Source organism: Anaerostipes sp., assembly GCF_018381315.1.
GTDB lineage: Bacteria > Bacillota > Clostridia > Lachnospirales > Lachnospiraceae > Anaerostipes.
Genome location: NZ_JAGZSD010000006.1, coordinates 43,528 through 63,555, shown reverse-complemented (window position 1 = coordinate 63,555; position 20,028 = coordinate 43,528). Strand labels below are relative to the sequence as shown.

The window sequence follows — 20,028 nt, the reverse complement described above, 5'->3', positions numbered from 1 at the left end:
AGAAACAATTCCGCATTTTTAATGTGAATTAATTATCAATCTAAAAGGAGTCCCCTGTCCTGAGAACTCCTCCTTTGGAATTTTCTTTTCCTAATGCCTGATCTGCCCATTTCCATAAATAATGAATTTGGTTGTTGTCAGAGCATTGAGCCCCATTGGCCCTCTGGCATGAATTTTTTGAGTACTGATTCCGATCTCTGCCCCAAATCCAAACTCAAACCCGTCTGTAAATCTGGTAGAAGCGTTCACATAAACTGCTGCTGCATCGATTCTTTCTAAAAACTCCTGAGCACGGGAATAGGAATCCGTGACAATAGCCTCCGAATGCTTTGTATTATAACGGTTGATATGGCGGACTGCTTCATCAAAGCTGTCAACCACCTTTACAGAGATCACGGCATCCAGATATTCTGTTCCCCAGTCTTCATCTGTAGCTTTTATAACCTGGTCATTGACCTCCATCACCCGCTCGTCTCCCCGGACCTGCACTCCTTTTTTTAACAGAGCCTCCACGATAGCCGGCAGATGCGTCTGTACAGCATTCTTATGAATAACCAGGGATTCACAGGTATTGCATGTTCCCAGCCTCTGGGTTTTGGCATTGACCACAATGTTTACCGCCATGTCAGGGTCCGCATACTCATCAATATATGTATGACAGTTTCCTGTTCCTGTCTCAATGACCGGAACCGTACTGTTCTTTACAACACTCTGAATCAGACCTGCACCGCCCCTTGGGATCAGCACATCGATATAGTCGTTCATCTGCATCATCTTTGTGGCTGTCTCCCGGCTTGTATCTTCCAGGAGCTGGATGCTGCATACCGGCATCTTATTCTTTTCCAAAGACTCCTGAAGAACTTTTGTAATCGCGATATTGGAATGTATAGCATCGCTTCCGCCCCGGAGCAGACATGCATTTCCCGTCTTAAAGCACAGGGCAAATGCATCTGCAGTGACATTCGGGCGGGATTCATAAATAATTCCCACAACTCCCAGAGGCACAACTTTTTTCCCTATGAGCAGTCCGCTCTTATTGGGCTTCATCTCTGTGACAGCCCCGATGGGATCCTCCAAATCTGCTACCTGCCTCAGTCCTTCTGCCATCCCTTCGATCCGGTCTACTGTCAGAGTAAGCCGGTCCACCAATGCCTCTGACATGCCCCGTTCCATTGCCGCCTTCACATCTTTGACATTTTCAGATAAAATGTAATTTTGATTTGTGACCAGCTGGTCTGCCGCTTCTCTGAGAAGTTCATTTTTGTCATTCATGGCTGCCTGGGCCAGAATCACAGATGCTTCTTTTGCCTGTTTCCCTAATTGCTCTAACATAACAACCTCCCTGCTTTATCTCAGTGCTTCCCTTTCGGCTTCAGCGGAGTAACGCTTCCGTCCTCATTTTTGATACTGATGTTATTCAGCTGGCCCCGCAGATTTGCACGGACCGACTGGATATACTCGGTACGCAGTTTTTTCTGTTCTTTTTTTTCTTTTTCTGAAAGCCCAATGGACTTTTCTAAGTGATACAGTTCATTGATTCTTCTAATCTTGTCTTCGTTCATACTATTCCTTTCCAGCCAAATTTATGAATTTAAATACGGACATTCTGTCAAATATTTTCTAAAATCAAAGTGTTCTCTCTTATGGGCCAAAAACAATGTTCCGATGTCTTTTCCGGCCACAATCCTGTTCAGATCGTTGAAATCCCGGCTGTTGGCGATCACCATATCAGCCCCGCAGTCAGTCACAATGTTTGCCGCAGCAATCTTTGTCGCCATTCCTCCGGTTCCTACTTTGGTAACGGCACCTTTCGCCATGTTCTCCACCTCTTCGGTGATCACCGGAACCTCTGAAATAAGTTTTGCTCTTGTATTTTTATGAGGGTCATCTGTATATAAACCGTCTATATCTGTCAGCAGAATTAAAAGATCCCCTTCTACCACTGCGGTGACCACCGCAGATAAGGTATCATTATCCCCAAACTCAATCTCTTCCGTGGATACTGTGTCATTTTCATTTACAATCGGGATAATGCCTAAACTGAGCAGCTGGTTGAATGTGTTTCTGGCATTGAACCTGCGCATATCATTCAGCATTGTTTCCTTTGTAATCAATATCTGAGCGGAGCCTTGGTTATACTCTGCAAAAAGCTTCTGATAGATCATCATCAGCTGGCCCTGTCCTACAGCAGAGCACGCCTGCTTCATGGGCAGAGAATCCGGCCGTTCTTTAAGACCCAGTGCTTTGACTCCGACCCCGATGGCTCCTGATGAAACGAGGATAACATCTTTTCCGCCGTTGTGCAGGTCTGTCAGAACCCGTACCAGCTTCTCCAGACGAAACAGGTTCAGGTGTCCTGTCTTTGGATGAATCAGTGAAGATGTCCCTACTTTTACTACGATCCTCTTCTTGCTTTTTAGTTTTTCTCTGTTTTCCATGTGCAGTAATCCTGTCCTCTCCTGCCGATCTGCTTATCGGCGCAGTTTATCCCTTATCATGCATAGTATGCCCACCCGAAGGGTGCAGAATACGGGATGCCCTTTTGGGTATGATTATTGTATCCCCTTTCTTTGAAAAAATCAATGTATTATCTCTGAAAAATCGACGTCATTCCTGCAGAAAAACAGAACAAAAAGTACATTTTTGTTTCTTTGGAATAATTCCACACATCGTGCATTCGTGAGCATTTTGTACAGAGTCCTTTTTAATTGTAAGAAAAACAATGAAAATCAGAAACACCATACAGAAATGGCCGCTTCTGATTTTCTTATCTAAACACTATGTGTTTTTCTCCACTATCTCCAGTCGGCTCTGGAAAGGCCGCCTTCCGACAGTGAAGAAAAACTTATTGTTAAAAGGCACCTTCTCTTTTATGGCCGCCCTTCTCGCAGACATATGATTCCGGTTTCCAGAGATCTCTTTACATCAATAATCCTTTGGTTGCTGCTTCCCCGGAATCTTAAATTCAAGTCCTTTTTTTCTTCCTCAAAAGGACCGTCCACTAACACATCCAAGAATTTAAGTACTTCCGGATCAAACTCCAGGATCTCTTCAAACAGATAGGAAGAATACATCCACGTATTTTTTTGCGGATACTGCTGTTTCAGTTTTTTCAATAATTCCTTTACAGCTGCACGGTTTTCAGGCTCCATAGGCTCTCCCCCGAGAATCGTTGCACCTGTGATATGTTCTCTGCCGGTCAATGTGAGAAATTCTTCCTCCGAATGTTCATTCCATTCCAGTCCGCCCTCAAAATCCCAGGTCTCCGGATTAAAGCACCCTTTGCACATCCTTCTGCATCCCTGCACAAACAAGGATGTTCTGATCCCTGTCCCATTGGAAATATCAATCTTTCTGATCTGTGCATACCGCATATCAGTTCACCTCTTGTACCTGATTGTCCAAATGTACAAAACGTTCCCCGATCTCCTGGGTTCTTCCTTTGTTCCAGAAATTATCTCCCAGATATCCGCAGGTTCTTCGGCAGACGTTCAAAGTTTTATGGCTTTTATTTCCGCAGTTCGGACAATACCATTCATAGTTCTCATCCAGCAGAATCTCTCCGTCAAATCCGCATTCCTGACAGTAATCAGATTTCGTATTAATCTCTGCATACTGAATGGTGTCATACATATAATCAATCAGCATTGACAAAGCTTCCGGATTCTGGTTTAAATTTGTCACTTCTACATAGCTGATGGCTCCGCCGGAAGAAATACTCTGGAATTTAGCTTCAAATCCAAGCTTGTCAAAAGCATCAATAGGCTCTGTCACATTTACGTGGTAAGAGTTGGTGATGTAGTCCTTGTCTGTGACCCCTTCCACAATACCAAACCGTTTTTTCAGGCTTCTTGCGAATGTATAAGTCGTTGACTCTGCCGGTGTTCCGTATACACTGAATCCCAGTCCGGTTTCACCCTTCCACTGATCACATGCCCCTCTCAGGCGTTCCATGATCTGAACGGCAAGCTCATCCCCTTCTTTAGTAGTATGGCTTTTTCCAAGAAGCGACAGGACACACTCATAAAGTCCGATATATCCGAGAGAAAGAGTTGAATATCCGCCTTCCAGCAGCTTGTCAATCGGCTCGCCCGGCTTCAGCCTTGCAATCGCTCCAAACTGCCAGTGAATTGGACTCACGTCCGACATCGTTCCTTTAAGACTTTCATGACGGAGCATCAAAGCCTCACGGCACAGACTCAGCCGTTCATCGAGAATGTTCCAGAACTTGTCCATATCCTGCTCAGCGGAAAGTCCAACATCGGCCAGATTGATCGTCACCACACCTTGGTTGAATCTGCCGTACCATTTATAATTACCATCCTCATCCTTCCATGGGGCTAAAAAGCTGCGGCATCCCATACACGGGAAAACCTCTCCCTGATAATTCTTTCTCATAATCTTTGCAGAAATAAAGTCCGGCATCATGCGCTTGGCAACACATTTCACTGCCAAATCTGTGAGATAACGGTATTGGCTGTCTTTTGGCACATTGTTCTCATCCAATACATACAAAAGTTTAGGGAATGCAGGAGTCACATAAGCTCCTACCGGATTTTTCATGCCCTCATAACGCTGTTTTAACATTTCTTCAATCAGCATTGCCGTTTCCCGTTCATATTCCGGCTCTTCACTTATGTACATAAAGACAGATAAAAACGGTGCCTGTCCGTTGGTTGTAGAAAAGGTGTTGATCTGATATTGGATCGTCTGTATCCCTGATACGATCTCATCATGCAGGCGGTCATTTGCAATCAGTTCGACTTCCTGCTCTGTATATGCCCTGCCGATCATCTCTCCTTCTTTTCTGACCTTATTCTTATGCTTTTCAAAACTTACTCTTACAAACGGAGCGATGTGGGAGAGAGAGATGGTCTGTCCGCCGTACTGCCCGTTGGCCACCTGCTGTACGATCTGAGTCGCCACGGTGCATGCAGTCTGAAGGGATTTCGGCGTTTCGATCAGCTTTCCGTTTATGACCGTGCCGTTTCTGAACATATCTTTTAAGTCTACCAGATCACAGTTATGCATCTGCTGGATATAATAATCCATGTCGTGAAAGTGAATGATTCCGTCATCATGAGCCTGGACAATTTTCGGCGGCAGCATCATTCTTCTGCAGTAATCTCTGGAGAATTCTCCGGCGATTAAGTCTCTCTGGGTAGCCAGGATATTTGGATCTTTGTTCGAGTTCTCATCCAGCGCTTCCTGGTTCTCACCAGTCACAATCCCAAACACCTCATTGTCAATCGTATTCGTCTCTCTCTGGAACTCCCTGACCTTGCGATAGCCCTCGTAAGCTTTGGCCGTAAGGATCTGCTGCTTCTCGATAAGCTTTTCAAATACCTGGTCCTCGATGCGGTAGATGCTGATATCCTCATCCCCTTGATGCTGTTCATGGATCTCAAAGGAGATATCTTTTGCACATTTTTCGTCTACAACTCCGCTGCCGTACCTCATTGCTTTTAAGATGGCAAGTTCAATTTTAGCCGGGTCAAACTCCACTTTGCTGCCATTTCTCTTAATAACTTTCATTTATCTTCACCCTTTCACATATTCTGTCCCTTATTATAAACCAATATATATTGTGTGTCCAGACGTTTTCCGTCACAATATGTTGTATTTTTTACCCATATTTTCGATTAATTGTTCTGCCGTCTTTATGCCGTCCATAGCCGCAGACGTGATTCCGCCTGCATATCCGGCTCCTTCCCCGCATGGGTAAATGCCTGAAATGCTGCCCTGGAATGTCTCATCTCTCTCCATGCGGAGCGGAGACGAGGTCCTCGCCTCAACACCGCTCAAAACTGTATCCCCGTCTGAAAACCCTTTGATCTTTTTTTCAAAGGCATCCATGCCCTCCGCAATAGCATCAGAAATCTCATCCGGCAGACATTCTCTTATGTTTGCAAATGCAGTCTCTCCTTTGGTATTCGGAAGAATCGTCCCAAAGCATTCACTGGGTTTATTTTCTTTGAAGTCAGACAGTTTCTGGACCGGAATTTTCCCCCTTCCTGCCTGATAAGCTTTCTCCTCCCATTTTCTCTGGAATTCCACCCCGGCAAGAGGATGGTCCTTACCAAAATCCTCCGGTGTCACGCTGGCGATGATTGCACTGTTTGAGTTCTTTGCCATACGGTCATGGTTGCTCATACCGTTGACTGTCAGCCTGCCTTCCTCAGAGGATGCATTGACCACATATCCTCCCGGACACATGCAGAAAGAATAGACACTTCTTCCATTTGAGGCCCGGTAAGTTAATTTATAGGATGCTGTGGGAAGGTTCCTGCCTTCTGCACCCTTTCCATACTGAGATTCATCAATTCTTTGTCTCGGATGCTCTACACGCACCCCGATGGCAAAGGATTTGGGTGTCATAAAAAGCTTTCTGTCATACAGCATTTCAAAAGTGTCTCTTGCACTATGTCCCACTGCAAATACGGCTGCTTCACAATTCAAAATTTCCTTGTCATTGATGATCAGGGCTGACAGCTTATGCTCCTTTGTCTGTATATCCGTCACCCTGCTCTCGAACCGGACCTCTCCCCCTGCGTCACAGATTGCTTTTCTCATATTTGCCACGACTCTTAAAAGCAGATCTGTTCCGATATGGGGTTTCCCGTCATATAGGATCTCTTCCGGTGCCCCGTGTTTTACGAAGGTTTCCAATACGAACCGGTTTCGTCCGAACTTATCTTTGACAGCAGTATTCAGTTTTCCGTCCGAAAAAGTTCCTGCTCCCCCTTCTCCGAATTGTACATTAGACTCAGGATTCAGAATCCCTGTCTCCCAAAAAACATCCACATCTTTTATCCGTTCCTCCACCGGTTTGCCCCGTTCAAGAAGCACCGGCTTTTGTCCCGCTTCAGCCAGCACCAGTGCGGCAAACAATCCGGCCGGCCCCATGCCGATCACAACGGGCCGCACCGGCATTTCCTTTTTGCACACCGGTATTTGATACTGCTTCTTTTCTGCTTTCGTTATCTTCGGATTTTTATTTCTTTTCAGAAACTCCTGCTCTCTTTCCATCTCTACATCAACCGTGTACACATAGCTGATCTGGTCTTTTTTTCTGGCATCCAGAGAACGCTTAAAGATCTGGCAGCTCTGAAACGGCGCATGATGCACCGTCTTTCTAATTTTTTGTTCCAGCTGTTCCTTTGTATGAACTGCCGGAAGCTTTATCTGACTGATTCTAATCATTGATTTACCGCCTTTATCTGATTGCCGGCTATGTACCCTGAAGTAAAAGCCCACTGAAGGTTATAGCCGCCGCATGTGCCGTCAACGTCCAAAATTTCTCCGGTAAAATACAGTCCCCGGTGGATCTTGGATTCCAGGGTGCCTTCCACGACTTCCCTGACCGATACCCCTCCTGCAGTTACCTGGGCCATATCAAACCCCTTATACCCCGAAACAGGAACCGTAAATTTCTGTATCATTGTGCGTATCTGTCTCATTTCCTTCTGTCCCAGATCCTTTACACTTGTCTCCGGATGAATCTTCAGACGGCTCAGCACTGTAAATGCCAGTTTCTTATTCATAAATCCCCAAAGAAATTCTTCTGCTGTCTTATAGCTTCCAACCTTCCGGAAATAATCCATCATCTCCTTTAAGGTGATTTGTTCCGGCATCAGATTTAAGATAACCTCTACTTTCTTTTTCTTCCGCAGAGCATCAATGGCATACCGGCTGACCTGGAACACAGGAATCCCGGATATCCCATATTTCGTAAACTGAACCTCGCCCTCTTGTGACACTGTCTTCTGTCCGTTCACATAAACAGAAAGACTGCAGACATTGCGCACTCCTGCCAAATGCTTAAAAAATGGTTCTGATGATTCCAAAGCCACCAGAGCAGGAAACAGATCTGTGACGGTATGTCCCAGGCTTTTCGCCAGCCTGTAGCCGCTCCCGTTGCTTCCCAGCTTCTCCTGAGCCATTCCGCCTGCAGCCAATATAATATTTCTGCCCTGATACCGGTCTTTGCCGCATTTCACATGAAATGTTTCCCTGACCTTTTTGATTTCCTCAACCTCAGCTCCGGTTTTTACATCAATGCCTAAACTCTTCATCCTTCCGGCCAAAGTATCTACTACCGTTGCTGCCTGCATAGATGCGGGATAATAGTATCCTTCCACATCAGAGGCCAGCATTCCCATGGACTGAAAAAAATCCAGGGTTTGCTCCGCCCCGAATTCTTCCAGCATGGAATATGGAAATCCCGGTTTTTCACCGCGGTAACAGTCCTGATCCAGAAAGCTGTTCGTCAGATTGCACCGTCCATTGCCCGTTGCCAAAATCTTTTTCCCCAGTTTATCCATCCGTTCCAGCACAAGGACGGAGCATCCTCTGTGCGCCGCTGTGATAGCCGCCGTCATGCCAGATGCTCCGCCTCCTGCGATGATTACATCATATTTCATCTATTTCCTCCAAAACACTTGTTCCGTCTATTTTTGATTCTATACCAAAATAGTCTAACACAGTGCTCCCGATGTCCGCAAATGTTTTTCTTGTTTTCAGGTTTACTCCTTTTGTCTGTCCATGGGTGTACATAAGAAATGGCGTGTATTCCCTGGAATGGTCTGTAGAAGGCGTCGACGGATCGCATCCATGGTCGGCCGTTATCATCAGTACATCTCCCTCCTGCATAAGTCCGATCAGTTTCGGCAGCTGCTTGTCAAAATATGTGAGAGCTTTTGCATACCCGTCCACATCGTTTCGGTGTCCATAGAGCATGTCAAAGTCTACAAGGTTGACAAAACACAGCCCTTCAAATCTTTTTTTCATCCATTCTTTGGTCTGTTCAATTCCGTCTTCGTTATTTTTCGTATATGAAAATTCGGTCAGCCCTTTTCCGGCAAAAATGTCGTGGATTTTTCCAATGCCTATCACATCCAGACCTTTTTCTTTCAGCTGATCCAGCATGGTCACTCTCGGCGGTTCTATGGAAAAATCATGGCGGTTGGATGTCCGTGTATAATTTCCGCTGCTTCCTGTAAATGGACGGGCAATGACCCTCCCTACGCCATGCTCTCCAGTCAAAATCTTTCTGGCAATTTTGCAGTAACGGTACAGTTCCTCCGGCGGCACCACATCTTCATGGGCTGCAATCTGAAATACGCTGTCCGCTGATGTATATACGATGAGCGCTCCTGTCTCTACATGCTCATCTCCATAGTCCTTAATCACCTCAGTGCCGGAATAAGGACGGTTGCACAAAATTTGTCTCCCGGTCTCCTTTTCAAAAAGCTTTGTCACTTCCTCAGGGAATCCCTGCGGATAAACCGGCAGAGGCTGTTCGGATATGATGCCTGCGATCTCCCAGTGTCCAATCGTCGTATCCTTGCCCCTGGACTGTTCTGTCATACGCCCGTAGGTGCCAATCGGCACAATTTCCTGTCTTTCACCCTCGATCTCTGCACCGTCAATAGAAAACAATCCCAGTTTATGAAGATTCGGCAGATCAAAATACTGGCTTTGGGAAACCGCACGCAGTGTATTGCTGCCCTCATCTCCGAAGTCCTCTGCATCCGGTGCTTCCCCGATGCCAAAGCTGTCCAGCACGATCAAAAATACTCTTTTCATTCCGGTCACCTCAATCTATTTTTTTGAATTTTATCTTCTATCTTAGATTATAGTGCTAACTGCTGTAAGACTCAAGGAAATGATAAACTTCTTCCACAGAATGAAATTTCTTCTTTTCTTTCAGCATCCGATGAATCTCATCAGGCAGGTCACTCTTTTTTAAATCAGTGTATTCAAAAACTTCTTTTGTCTGATTATTCATAATCACAAGACTGCCGTCACGCAGTGCCAGTCCATAGGTTGTCTTTTCCTTTTTATCCGTTGATGCCTGTTCTTTTGTAGTCTGTTCCTTAATAATTGTAGACTGGACCTGATGAACCAGCTTGTCCTGGCTGGTATCCTTTTGGTAAAAAGCCACATAGCACATATACCCGCAGAGGGTTGTGATGACTACCATATATATTAATAAAAAACGATTGATTTTGTTCATACGAAACACTCCTTTTCCTTAAGCGTTCCCAAAATCAACCGTCTTATTCAAAAAAATCTTAAATTCAGCAATTTACATGATTGAGCAGGAGAATATCCTGTTCCATTGCAGTATCACACCGGCAGGTGACAATCTTTTGAGTGTCCAGATAAACAAAACCATCTTCAAAGCCGTCCTGGTCGATCTTCTGGATTTTGATAAAATTTGTGCTGAACTCCAAAACAAAACCGAGAATGGAATATCTGCCGTCCTCATCCATATAAAAGCTCATCAGCATGCCCTGTTCCCGTGCATATCTTAAGAGAACATCCATACATGTCTGGCGTTCATTTTTTATAATCTGTCCGTGTCCTCTCTTCTTATGAAGATACAGCATTCCCAGCTGATGCTCCCTGTTTCCCTCTGTCTGCACACTGAAAAAATGATCCGGGCGTTCCAATATGTAGCCGTCGTATTCTCCCCGGGCTGAAATCTTTGCCATGAGAAGTTCATCCTCTGTCACATACAGGATATATCCTGTGACTGCTTCCTCGTTACTTCCGGCATGCCGAAACAAACTGACCATCTTCTTTTCCTTCTGCATCTGTTCTAATACTTGAATCATGCCTATCCTCCACTTTTTCTTATATTATAACAGAAAAAGGAAATTAGTTATAGGCCCTTTTCTTTATTTGCTTCTCTTGAACCTTCCGAAATGAAAACAAGAAAACGGCACACATCATCTGCAAGATACTTTTTTTCTTGATCATTGATCCCTTTTCATATCAAACAACAGCATATAAAATAGACTATCAGCATTATGACCTCTAATAAAAGAATATTTCTTCCGTCTTTTAATATTTTTTGTTTTTTCTTTTCCTGAGTCTCAAGATTCCAAGCCATACCCAGATGGCAGATTAAGAAAACTGCTGAGATCAAAGTTGCAGCCAATACCTTCTGTAATGACGGGCCAAATGGAACAATAATTAAAATGTATAACGCAACAGCAAGCCAGAATAACAAATTCGTTTTATATAATCTTTTCACATTTATTCACCTTTTATTAATTTTAAATTTCTTTTCTATTTGTTATAATAATTACTCAGTTTCCATGTTTTGTTATCCCGAACGAATACTGCTGTAGCCGGATTTGCTTCTCCTGAACCTTCCGGAACGAAAACAAGAAAATAGCACACATCATCTGGAAGATACTTTTTTTCTTGATCATTGATCTGGTCCTCTGGAAAAATTCCATACTTATCATAGCTGCCCTTACCATATTCTATAGATTTATATTTAATATGGTTCTCTTTCAGGTATTCTTTCAATTGTTTTATCAATAGCTGTATTTCTTTTTCACCCTGCCCCCACGATATCTGGTTTTTTGTTTCCCTTTCAGTTACTTTAGTATCTTTCGCTGTTGAATTACTGTTCTCAATACTGCTGCAGGCTGTAAAACTTATCATGATTAGAAAACAAAGAACATATAGTTTTTTCATCATTAATCTCCTTTCTATTACTTACTAAAAGTTGCTTTTGAAAATTGAATTCTGCGCAAATAACATTTTTTTGTGCCCCCATTTTTTAAAATTACATCAGTCAACGGTCTATTATACCTATCTTTATGTTGACTAACATAAGTTTGTCTATCTTTTATTAATGTTACATACATACTGTGTTTATAAACATTCTTTTTACCTCCATTTCTACTCTGAATAACATCTCCAAGTCCAATATTAGATAACTTTGTGCACAAAGCATTATTATTAAACCCTTTTCCATTTGGGCCATGGGTTTTGTTCTTAGTTGTATACGCCCAAAAAGAATTAACACTCTCCCAAGAACTGCTTCCCCCTCCTGTTCCTCCATACCATGTTCCAGGAACCATACGGACTTTATTCTTAATATTCTGTTTGTTTTTTTTATCATCATTTTTTATGTAACCGCCATATCCAGCCCACACGCATTGTGAAACGAAATTCGTACAATCATTATCTCCAGGAGCAGTATAAAATAAACGTTTTGATTGCGGAGATACCGCAAAACGTTTTGCATACTCCAAACCATTTGTATAAGAATATCCCTTAGATATTGAACGCAGCGATCCAGAGTCCTGTACAATTCGAACATTGGACAAATTATTCTTAATATTTATTAACTTTGATTCATCTACTAATTTATTAAAAACTCTATCTATTTTTTCTTTATAATTATCAATATTTCCAGAAGATGCAACTATACCTTGTTTTTTAACTTCATCTTTAAAGTAATCATAGTCTTCAAAGTTTGTTTGGATAGATATAATCTTCCAACTATTATTTTTCTTAATTAGTTCAAAAGTATATGGTACATTGCTAAGCCTCGAAAGAACATTCTTTGTTGTTTTATAATGATAATTCAAGTCATAACTCAAAAAAACTTTTGCGTAATTTTTCTTAATTTCAATAGTTTTATACTTAATACTCAGTTGAAAATCATTAAAACCTGTGTTTATATTTTTACTTGTAAGTACATCATACTCATGAATTTTATTATATAAATAAGTATTTTGATTCATCTCTGTATATAGTGTTGTATCAAATTTTTCCCAATTGATAAAAGAGTTGTAATAATCATCAAAATATCGACCCAAAATAATTTTTACTTGTTCATATTCTGTTTTTTCATTAGCGGGTACAGAATTTTTATTCCTATAATGCCTGTTATAATAATACAAAATGTTATTATATATATTGTTATTTTTTTTAATTTTTTCATCTCATCTTCTCCTAATTTAAAATATTTCTTTTTTTGATTTGTTTCTATTTTTCCCTTATATTTCCTTATGGAAAATATCTTCCATTTTTCAATACTTTTGCGTTTTACTATTTATCAATTACATTACTATATTTTGTAAATGTTTCAGATTTACTATTTGTTTTCACTGTAAAGACTGCTTTTCCACGATATCTTCCCACCCCAACTGATTTTCTTTTCGTAATTGTAAAAACCTTTTTTTTCGTATTTCCAGTCCATGACTGTTCTACCTTCCACTTCCCATCTACAAATTTTTGCAAAGATAGCTTTATAGAAATACTTTTCTCGGCTGCTGTTCCTCTGAACTTTGCGCATAACACCAAAGGATTCTTATTCGAAGAGAAGTAACATCTTGCTTTCTCCGTTGCCAGTGAGTATGGAGATATTTCATTATCTTCTACAAAGTCCTCTTCTGAAAGAATAGTTGCTGTGATATTTCCATCTTCTGCAAATACTGGAATTGTAATAAAAAGTAATAACACTAAACTCATAATAAACAATACATATTTTTTTCTATTTCTGTGCATAAAACTACCTCCTCAAACGTTGTATCTATGATCTCTTACATAAATACAACGTTTGAGGAGGCCTCGTTGTGACCAAAAATCTTTGAGTTTTTCTATTTTGTATATTTCTCACAAATATTATCGAAATCTTTGTTACATTTTTTTAATCCCTGTGCCACTTTAAACGTTTCTTCTTCTGATAAATTTGTCGTCACACCAAAAAGATACTCATTATCATACCATGTTATACCATTAGTTTTGTCCTTTTTGTTCATCTGCCTAGTAAAATATGCAGGATGCCCTGAAAATTTCTTTTTTTCTATTATTGTATGCTCATTATCAAATGAAATACTGCCAGCATCAACATCCTCATAATCTATTGCAATATAGAAATCTCCTTTTTCATAAACGAAACTGTTTTCTGAATCATCATCAAAGTATGTTCTGCGAAATCCATTTGGGATATAGGTAGGAACATACTTTGTCCATTTACGCTTGATTTGATCAGCCAAAGTATATAAATCCAAATTATTTTCATTTGTGGAAATTGAAAAGATAAAATCAGCATCCTTCCATGTTAACTGTTTTATGCCGCCAATAATTTTTTCCTTTTGCCATAATCCTGATAATTTATCTGGTTGAATTTCTAAACTTCCAATATCCGCCCATACAGCAGCACCAGGCATTTCCCCATATTTAAAACTAAGAAATCCTCCCATTTTATTTTTGTAGACTTCCCTCTCTCCCTCCACTCGCTTTACAAGTCTCATTCCTAAGGGGACTTTATCTAAGGTAAAATCTTTTTTCTTTAAAGGTTCTTCTGATCTATCCTTATCTAATTCAATTTCAAAAAATTTTGGAAATGTTTTTTCTAACATGTAAATAAATTTCTTTCTGAAAGCTGGAACAGTCACCGTCACTGCCGTGAGTCCAGCAAGAACTATTATTGCAGCCATCGCAGCCTTTCGAATTACAGTTGTACTAGAAAACCATTCTTTCCTTTTTACTTTATTAAGCATCCGCTCCATATTTTGTTCAAAGTTATCAGTAAAAATGTGCTTAACAGATGCCTCTTCGTTCAATATATTTAGTTCGATTTCATCCATTTCTTTTAATGCTTTATATAATAAGTCAGCACTTACATCTAAATCCATAAATGTTTTACCTCCCTTCCAAAATCTGATTTAATTTCGCCTTTGCCCGCTCCATTCTCTTTCTTATGACACTCTCTGAAACCCGATATGCAGCTGCTATCTCACGATTTGAATACCCATGCAGTGATTTCAGTATTAAAACATCTCTGTATATTTGCGGAATTTGATAAATTGCTTCCATTAAATTTCTCACATCATCATCTATGTCCATACTTTGAAACATTTCCAGTTCCGATACCGCAAATTCTTCATCGAATGACACAAATCGGCTGTCTTTTCTATAAAGGCTGATCGCACTATTTTTTGCCGCACGAATAACATAAGACTTGGTACGTATAGAATCAATTTCGGCAACCGCATCCAGATTTTTAATGATGCCCTCAAAGGCATTCTGCAGTGCATCTTCTGACCGCGCATCATCCTTAAGTATTCTTTTTGCTGCATAAAACATAATATTCCGGTATGTAAGGTACAGCTGTTCCGCCTTGTGACGGTCTTTATCATCCTCAATTGCCATGATCATTGCAAGCATAGGAAGTTCCTCCTGTATTAAGTAAAGAAGCCCCCTTTCTATGTACCTTTATAAAGATAACGAAAGAAAGAAGGCTTTTGTGACCAAAATTTTAATTTCTGTTAATGTGCCTGCCTGTCATAATGTACACCAAAACTGATATTTTAGTATTAAGGCTACAGCAATTTTAACTTTTGAGCTAATCTCAAAATAGCATGTCCTTTCGGCATTTGTTTTAATTCTTGTTCAGAAAAAGTTTTAAATTTAATTACAAATACAAAATAAATAATCATACCTATAGGAACTGCCACAGCAAGACAAACCGCATATCCCAGGCTGGATCCAGATATAAACTGCTCAAAAGCCCAAGAAATTATAAAAATAACAATCCCCATAATGCCTGCACTGAAAACAGGCTTCAATACAGATTTTTTCAGGTCCTGCCTGTAATCTGTAAATTTCGTAAGTGCCCGGGCATTAAGTGCGCTCATAACAACTGAAAAAGCTACGGTAGCTAAAACGATTGCATAGACATTCGCATTTGTAGTCTGAATCAGAAGCACTAAAACCGCTACATTTGCCACAACTGAAATAGCTGAATGCTTTACTGGGACTCTCATCTTTCCAAGCCCCTGCAGTATACCATTTGTCATAGTAGACAGACAATAGAATACAATAGAAACCGCACCGACTTGCAGCATTCTCGGACTTAATCCCTCGACTGCATATTTCGGTCCGAACAGCAGCCCAATCACGGGTTTGGCTAAAACGGCAATTCCAACTGCACAAGGTATCGCAATCAGCAATATAAATCTGACAGCAATATCAATATTACTTTTGATTGCATCCTGATCATTGACCGCATAGGATCCTGCAATATCAGGTACGATGGCATTAGATAAAGAGGATGCGATAGCAATTGGAACATTAATCAATACATTATACTGGCTTGAAAACAGTCCATAAAAAGCAGACACTGTTGTTTCCGGCAATCCCTTGTTTGTCAGCAGATGACCAAATAAAGTGGAATCAATACTGGCACTGCAATTATAAATAAATGTGCTGAAAATGACCGGAGTAATTGTAAAAATCAGAATCTTTACAATCCGTTTGTAAGATTCCGTTTTTTTTGTTTTATCGTGCTTGACCTGTATTTTTACTTTAGGCCGATAGCTTAAATAAACAATAAAGCAGAATAACAGTCCGACCAGAACACCTGCACCTGTACCTATAGCACTTCCCGCCGCACCGTGTTCTGCAAGTTTGAAAGCTGCTGCTTTTGTAGCATGTCCTACATAAGGTGCCACTAAAACATATGCCATAACAACGCTGACTATTGCATTTAAAATCTGCTCAATAATCTGTGATACAGAGGTTGGCACCATAGTATTGTGCCCCTGGAAATATCCGCGCAGTACTCCTAAAATTCCAGAGAAAAAGATTGTAGGTGACATCGTTCTAAGCGCAAAAACAGATCCCTCATTCGGGACAAGAAAAGGTGCTCCCACATATGTGAATATAAAACCTGCCCCGCCAACTACAGCTGCATAAATTAAAGCACCATGAAATACTCTCTGTGCATTCCTATACTGTTTCATCGCAAGTCTGGACGCAATCGCTTTGGATACTGCCAGCGGAATACTAAACGATGCTATCAATAAAACCATGCTATAGATCGTATATGCAAATCCATAATAACCCATTCCCTGTTCACCAATAACAGAAAATAACGGCCTTCTATACAGCAATCCGATAATACGGCAAAGCATCTGGGCTGCAATCAATATGGTTCCTTGTACTAAAAAACTGCTCTTTTGTTTTTTTCCCATAGTTACCTCTAATCTCTTGTATAGTGGACCAGCTGCAGGATCTCTTCCTGTTTTGCTTCCATCACCGCACGTTCATCATCTTCCATGTGGTCATAGCCAAACAGATGAAGCATGCTGTGGGCAATTAAAAAAGCATATTCTCTTTTTAGGCTGTGTCCGTAGGCCTCTGCCTGCTCTCTGGCCTTGTCCATAGAAATTACAATATCCCCCAGCATCAATTCTCCTGAGTCCGGATGAAAAGCTGCCGTATCTTCCTCTAATCCCTCAAAACAGGCTGGCTTTTCATACTCAATCATCGGAAATGAGAGGACATCTGTAGGACGGTCAATCCCTCTCTGTTCCAGATTGATCTGATGTATCTCTTCATTTCCCACAAGCATCAGGTTTACCTCACACTCAAAAGGGCAGTTTACATAATCTACAGCAGCCTCAATAACTTGTCCCGCAATTACTTCACAATCTATATCAGCTGTTCCTTCGTATTCGTTCTCTATAAAAACACTCATAATCTTACCTGTCTTTCGTTCGTTTCCTCGGAGCTTTCTCTTTCTTCTTACGGTTCTTTCCATCTTCGTATTTTTCGTAGGCAGTGACAATCTGCTGTACGAGAGGATGGCGCACTACATCCTTGCTGGTCATCCGGCAGATACCGATATCCGAAATCTTTCCGAGCACTCTCACAGCCTCTTCCAGACCGGATATGCTGTCAAACGGAAGATCCTTCTGTGTCAAATCTCCGGTAATAATAGCTTTGGAACCAAATCCGATTCTTGTGAGAAACATTTTCATCTGAGCCGGTGTGGTATTCTGCGCTTCATCGAGAACAATATAGGAATTATCCAGGGTTCTTCCCCTCATATAGGCCAGCGGCGCCACTTCAATCAGCCCTTTTTCCATATTCTTCATAAAGGCTTCTGCTCCCATGATCTCATAAAGGGCATCATAGAGAGGTCTGAGATAAGGATCGACCTTGCTCTGCAGATCACCGGGCAGAAAGCCCAGCTTTTCACCCGCTTCTATCGCCGGTCTGGTCAAAATGATCCGGTTTACCTCATCATTTTTAAACGCAGTAATTGCCATAGCCATGGCTAAATATGTCTTTCCCGTTCCGGCCGGCCCGATGCCGAATGTGATCATCTTTTCCGAAATCTGTTCTAAATACTTCTTCTGTCCCAGTGTCTTTGCCTTCACAGGTTTTCCCTGAATGGTATGGCATATAACATCCTTATCCAATTCCAGCAGATGGCCGCTTTTTTCTTCCATAGAGAGAGATAAGGCATAATTGACATTCTGTTCTGTGATAATATTGCCCCTCTTGGAAAGCTCCAGAAGCTCTCCGATCACGGACTGCGCTTTTCTTACAGCTTCCTCGCTGCCTACCACTTTCAGCTGCCCGTCTCTTAAGATCAGGTTTACATGAAGAGTTTTTTCGATTTTCTTCATGTAAACATCAAACTGTCCAAATACATTCCCTCCATGCTCTGAAGGAAATTCCACATCTATTTCTATCGGATTCATAGTTACTCCTCAACCTTTTATTTTCTTATATTACTAGTAGTTTACCATTTGCCCTGGATCTTTTCAACATTTTGTGGATCCCTGTATAACAGAATCAGCGTGGTGTTGCTGTTGTAGGCGTGATTTTATCCACCTGTTTCTTTGTGAGTGACTTAATGTTTCTGATCTTTCCTACCGGTTCTTCAACCTGGATAGTTCCCTTGGCGACATAGTCGTTTCCCTGCCTTTGATACCGGATATTGGTCTTTATGACCTTGATTCCTTTTTTCTTTTTCTTTTCCAAATAGGAAGCAAGACGTTTTTTCAGTTTACTCTGCGCCTGAGCTTCCGTCAGTACTCTGCGCTTAGGTTCATATCCTTCAAATCTCTTTGTGGTGATCCCGATCGGAAAGTAAAGATCCCCAATGTGCAGCAGTTTCTTTTCTCCAAATACATCAAAATCTCCTTTCTGTTCTTTGATCGGAAGCTTCAGCTGCCAATTCAAAAGCTGTACACTTTCCACCCTTGTACTTTTAGATACAAATTTTTTCTCGTATGTGGCGATTGGTATTGTCTCTTTGTAATCCTCATCTGTTTTAAGAATAATCTGTCCGTCTGCCTTGATCCTGCTGGTTTCTGTTACCTGATAATCATCACTGTAGTAATAGATCATCCCGGAAATAAGAGTGTCTCCTGGTTTTACCTTGTCTCCTACCTGTACCAGCGGTGTCCCGCTTTTCACAGACATGGCAGTTATGGTCCCCTTCTTATTAGAGACTATATCACATGGCTTTTTTGGATTCTGTTTTGTTTTTCTGTCCAGTGATTCTTTAATGTCAATATGTAATCTGGTGCCGTTAATGGAACAGGATACCCAGGCAATGCCTTCATGGTCCTCCCGAATATGTTCCTCTAAAAGATTGCAGTCAATCTTTTTCTTAAAGGTACCAATTTGATAAAAATTATTTCTTACATATTTGAGCATATCACTTTTTGAATACCGTTCATTACCGGTGACCGTAATCTCCCAGATAAACTGCGACATTAAAAACATTAAAACTAAGGCCATGCCGATACCGAAGAAAAACATCTTTCTCTTTCGGTGCTGCAATAAAAAAAAGGGAAGCCCTTTTCTCCCCTGAATCTCTACTGCAGTTCCCGTTTTTTCTGCCAGTGTCAAAACAGTTTCATAGGCTCTCTTTTGTATAGAACACTGATATCCCTTCCCTCCTGGTTTCAGCTTCCACAGCACCAGGTTTTGCTTTGCGCATAGGTTCAAAAAACGTTCCACGGAAGGACCGGAAATCTCTATAAAAATGCTTCCAAAAAAATATTGTATTAATCTGACCATCCTGATTCTCCTTTATGCGTATTCCAGTCTTGTAATTTCACCGGTCACTTTCATAATTTCCATGGAATAATATTGAATGACAAGATTTGTCCCTATGATCCTCAAAACCACATGGTTTCCCTGGACGACAATTTGATTCTCTTCGTAAGACAGGATTCCCTTATAATTTTCAATCATTACCTGTTCATTGCCTGTCAAGGTAATAATAAAATCGCCAAAGACCACATCTCTTGGAAGGGATAAACCTTTGGCTAATGCCTCCTTTGGCTTTTTCTTCATACAAACCCTCACTATGCTTTTGGCGCAGCCGCACACTTAAGCATTCTATCGTTGTTTTAATATATGCAAAAGAAAAGCACCGTATACCTTAAGTATACGATGCCTGCT

The 20,028-nt window shown here is 41.2% G+C and carries 21 protein-coding genes; all 21 read right to left on the bottom strand.

Features of this window, described 5'->3' with window-relative positions; all coding sequences use genetic code 11:
- Positions 1-90: 90 nt before the first annotated feature.
- The gene (locus KH180_RS06600; RefSeq protein ID WP_290758136.1) at positions 91-1,332 is read right to left on the bottom strand and encodes a glutamate-5-semialdehyde dehydrogenase; all 1,242 of its coding nucleotides are present in this window, start codon (positions 1,330-1,332) and stop codon (positions 91-93) included.
- Between the two features lie 20 nt (positions 1,333-1,352).
- Positions 1,353-1,562, bottom strand: a complete 210-nt coding sequence (locus tag KH180_RS06595; RefSeq protein WP_290758133.1) for a DUF896 domain-containing protein — start codon at positions 1,560-1,562, stop codon at positions 1,353-1,355.
- Positions 1,563-1,583: 21 nt separating this feature from the next.
- Positions 1,584-2,438: a glutamate 5-kinase gene (gene proB / locus KH180_RS06590; RefSeq protein ID WP_290758130.1), complete on the bottom strand. Its 855-nt coding sequence runs from the start codon at positions 2,436-2,438 to the stop codon at positions 1,584-1,586.
- A 432-nt stretch (positions 2,439-2,870) separates the two neighbouring features.
- On the bottom strand, positions 2,871-3,374 hold the full coding sequence (gene nrdG / locus KH180_RS06585) for an anaerobic ribonucleoside-triphosphate reductase activating protein (protein WP_290758127.1): 504 nt from the start codon (positions 3,372-3,374) through the stop codon (positions 2,871-2,873).
- 1 nt (position 3,375) lies between these two features.
- Positions 3,376-5,535, bottom strand: coding sequence for an anaerobic ribonucleoside-triphosphate reductase (gene nrdD, locus KH180_RS06580; RefSeq protein ID WP_290758125.1), 2,160 nt, complete (start codon positions 5,533-5,535; stop codon positions 3,376-3,378).
- A 72-nt stretch (positions 5,536-5,607) separates the two neighbouring features.
- Positions 5,608-7,203, bottom strand: a complete 1,596-nt coding sequence (locus tag KH180_RS06575; protein WP_290758122.1) for an NAD(P)/FAD-dependent oxidoreductase — start codon at positions 7,201-7,203, stop codon at positions 5,608-5,610.
- Positions 7,200-8,423, bottom strand: coding sequence for an NAD(P)/FAD-dependent oxidoreductase (locus KH180_RS06570; RefSeq protein WP_290758119.1), 1,224 nt, complete (start codon positions 8,421-8,423; stop codon positions 7,200-7,202). Before KH180_RS06570 ends, KH180_RS06575 begins: the two co-directional genes overlap by 4 nt.
- Positions 8,413-9,588, bottom strand: a complete 1,176-nt coding sequence (locus KH180_RS06565; protein ID WP_290758116.1) for a phosphopentomutase — start codon at positions 9,586-9,588, stop codon at positions 8,413-8,415. The genes KH180_RS06570 and KH180_RS06565 overlap by 11 nt, the downstream gene beginning before the upstream one ends.
- Before the next feature lie 55 nt (positions 9,589-9,643).
- A complete protein-coding gene (locus tag KH180_RS06560) occupies positions 9,644-10,018 on the bottom strand; it encodes a hypothetical protein (RefSeq protein WP_290758114.1) in 375 nt (124 codons plus the stop codon).
- A gap of 64 nt (positions 10,019-10,082) precedes the next feature.
- Complete coding sequence (locus KH180_RS06555) at positions 10,083-10,622, bottom strand: hypothetical protein (protein WP_290758111.1); 540 nt, start codon at positions 10,620-10,622, stop codon at positions 10,083-10,085.
- Positions 10,623-10,777: 155 nt separating this feature from the next.
- The gene (locus tag KH180_RS06550) at positions 10,778-11,044 is read right to left on the bottom strand and encodes a hypothetical protein (RefSeq protein ID WP_290758109.1); all 267 of its coding nucleotides are present in this window, start codon (positions 11,042-11,044) and stop codon (positions 10,778-10,780) included.
- 35 nt (positions 11,045-11,079) lie between these two features.
- The gene (locus tag KH180_RS06545) at positions 11,080-11,496 is read right to left on the bottom strand and encodes a hypothetical protein (RefSeq protein ID WP_290758106.1); all 417 of its coding nucleotides are present in this window, start codon (positions 11,494-11,496) and stop codon (positions 11,080-11,082) included.
- Between the two features lie 17 nt (positions 11,497-11,513).
- Positions 11,514-12,629 (bottom strand): amidase domain-containing protein, encoded by a 1,116-nt coding sequence (locus KH180_RS06540; protein WP_290758104.1) that lies wholly within the window; start codon positions 12,627-12,629, stop codon positions 11,514-11,516.
- A 232-nt stretch (positions 12,630-12,861) separates the two neighbouring features.
- On the bottom strand, positions 12,862-13,320 hold the full coding sequence (locus KH180_RS06535) for a hypothetical protein (protein WP_290758101.1): 459 nt from the start codon (positions 13,318-13,320) through the stop codon (positions 12,862-12,864).
- A 92-nt stretch (positions 13,321-13,412) separates the two neighbouring features.
- Entirely contained in the window at positions 13,413-14,453 is a 1,041-nt protein-coding gene (locus KH180_RS06530; RefSeq protein ID WP_290758098.1) for a DUF4367 domain-containing protein, read from the bottom strand.
- Positions 14,454-14,460: 7 nt separating this feature from the next.
- A complete protein-coding gene (locus KH180_RS06525; RefSeq protein WP_290758096.1) occupies positions 14,461-14,985 on the bottom strand; it encodes an RNA polymerase sigma factor in 525 nt (174 codons plus the stop codon).
- Between the two features lie 155 nt (positions 14,986-15,140).
- On the bottom strand, positions 15,141-16,793 hold the full coding sequence (locus tag KH180_RS06520; protein ID WP_290758093.1) for a putative polysaccharide biosynthesis protein: 1,653 nt from the start codon (positions 16,791-16,793) through the stop codon (positions 15,141-15,143).
- 8 nt (positions 16,794-16,801) lie between these two features.
- Complete coding sequence (gene ybeY / locus KH180_RS06515) at positions 16,802-17,299, bottom strand: rRNA maturation RNase YbeY (protein WP_290758089.1); 498 nt, start codon at positions 17,297-17,299, stop codon at positions 16,802-16,804.
- Between the two features lie 4 nt (positions 17,300-17,303).
- A complete protein-coding gene (locus tag KH180_RS06510; protein ID WP_290758086.1) occupies positions 17,304-18,311 on the bottom strand; it encodes a PhoH family protein in 1,008 nt (335 codons plus the stop codon).
- A 94-nt stretch (positions 18,312-18,405) separates the two neighbouring features.
- Entirely contained in the window at positions 18,406-19,641 is a 1,236-nt protein-coding gene (locus tag KH180_RS06505; RefSeq protein ID WP_290758083.1) for a sporulation protein YqfD, read from the bottom strand.
- A gap of 12 nt (positions 19,642-19,653) precedes the next feature.
- Positions 19,654-19,920: a YabP/YqfC family sporulation protein gene (locus tag KH180_RS06500; RefSeq protein WP_290758080.1), complete on the bottom strand. Its 267-nt coding sequence runs from the start codon at positions 19,918-19,920 to the stop codon at positions 19,654-19,656.
- Positions 19,921-20,028 lie beyond the last annotated feature (108 nt).

Coding starts and splice junctions, on each gene's coding strand:
- ybeY (WP_290758089.1), bottom strand. CDS start 17,299: ATGAGTGTTTTTATAGAGAACGAATACGAAGGAACAGCTGATATAGAT.
- KH180_RS06535 (WP_290758101.1), bottom strand. CDS start 13,320: ATGCACAGAAATAGAAAAAAATATGTATTGTTTATTATGAGTTTAGTG.
- KH180_RS06525 (WP_290758096.1), bottom strand. CDS start 14,985: ATGCTTGCAATGATCATGGCAATTGAGGATGATAAAGACCGTCACAAG.
- KH180_RS06565 (WP_290758116.1), bottom strand. CDS start 9,588: ATGAAAAGAGTATTTTTGATCGTGCTGGACAGCTTTGGCATCGGGGAA.
- KH180_RS06595 (WP_290758133.1), bottom strand. CDS start 1,562: ATGAACGAAGACAAGATTAGAAGAATCAATGAACTGTATCACTTAGAA.
- KH180_RS06530 (WP_290758098.1), bottom strand. CDS start 14,453: ATGGATTTAGATGTAAGTGCTGACTTATTATATAAAGCATTAAAAGAA.
- proB (WP_290758130.1), bottom strand. CDS start 2,438: ATGGAAAACAGAGAAAAACTAAAAAGCAAGAAGAGGATCGTAGTAAAA.
- KH180_RS06545 (WP_290758106.1), bottom strand. CDS start 11,496: ATGAAAAAACTATATGTTCTTTGTTTTCTAATCATGATAAGTTTTACA.
- KH180_RS06600 (WP_290758136.1), bottom strand. CDS start 1,332: ATGTTAGAGCAATTAGGGAAACAGGCAAAAGAAGCATCTGTGATTCTG.
- KH180_RS06570 (WP_290758119.1), bottom strand. CDS start 8,423: ATGAAATATGATGTAATCATCGCAGGAGGCGGAGCATCTGGCATGACG.
- nrdG (WP_290758127.1), bottom strand. CDS start 3,374: ATGCGGTATGCACAGATCAGAAAGATTGATATTTCCAATGGGACAGGG.
- KH180_RS06560 (WP_290758114.1), bottom strand. CDS start 10,018: ATGAACAAAATCAATCGTTTTTTATTAATATATATGGTAGTCATCACA.
- nrdD (WP_290758125.1), bottom strand. CDS start 5,535: ATGAAAGTTATTAAGAGAAATGGCAGCAAAGTGGAGTTTGACCCGGCT.
- KH180_RS06520 (WP_290758093.1), bottom strand. CDS start 16,793: ATGGGAAAAAAACAAAAGAGCAGTTTTTTAGTACAAGGAACCATATTG.
- KH180_RS06500 (WP_290758080.1), bottom strand. CDS start 19,920: ATGAAGAAAAAGCCAAAGGAGGCATTAGCCAAAGGTTTATCCCTTCCA.
- KH180_RS06575 (WP_290758122.1), bottom strand. CDS start 7,203: ATGATTAGAATCAGTCAGATAAAGCTTCCGGCAGTTCATACAAAGGAA.
- KH180_RS06505 (WP_290758083.1), bottom strand. CDS start 19,641: ATGGTCAGATTAATACAATATTTTTTTGGAAGCATTTTTATAGAGATT.
- KH180_RS06510 (WP_290758086.1), bottom strand. CDS start 18,311: ATGAATCCGATAGAAATAGATGTGGAATTTCCTTCAGAGCATGGAGGG.
- KH180_RS06555 (WP_290758111.1), bottom strand. CDS start 10,622: ATGATTCAAGTATTAGAACAGATGCAGAAGGAAAAGAAGATGGTCAGT.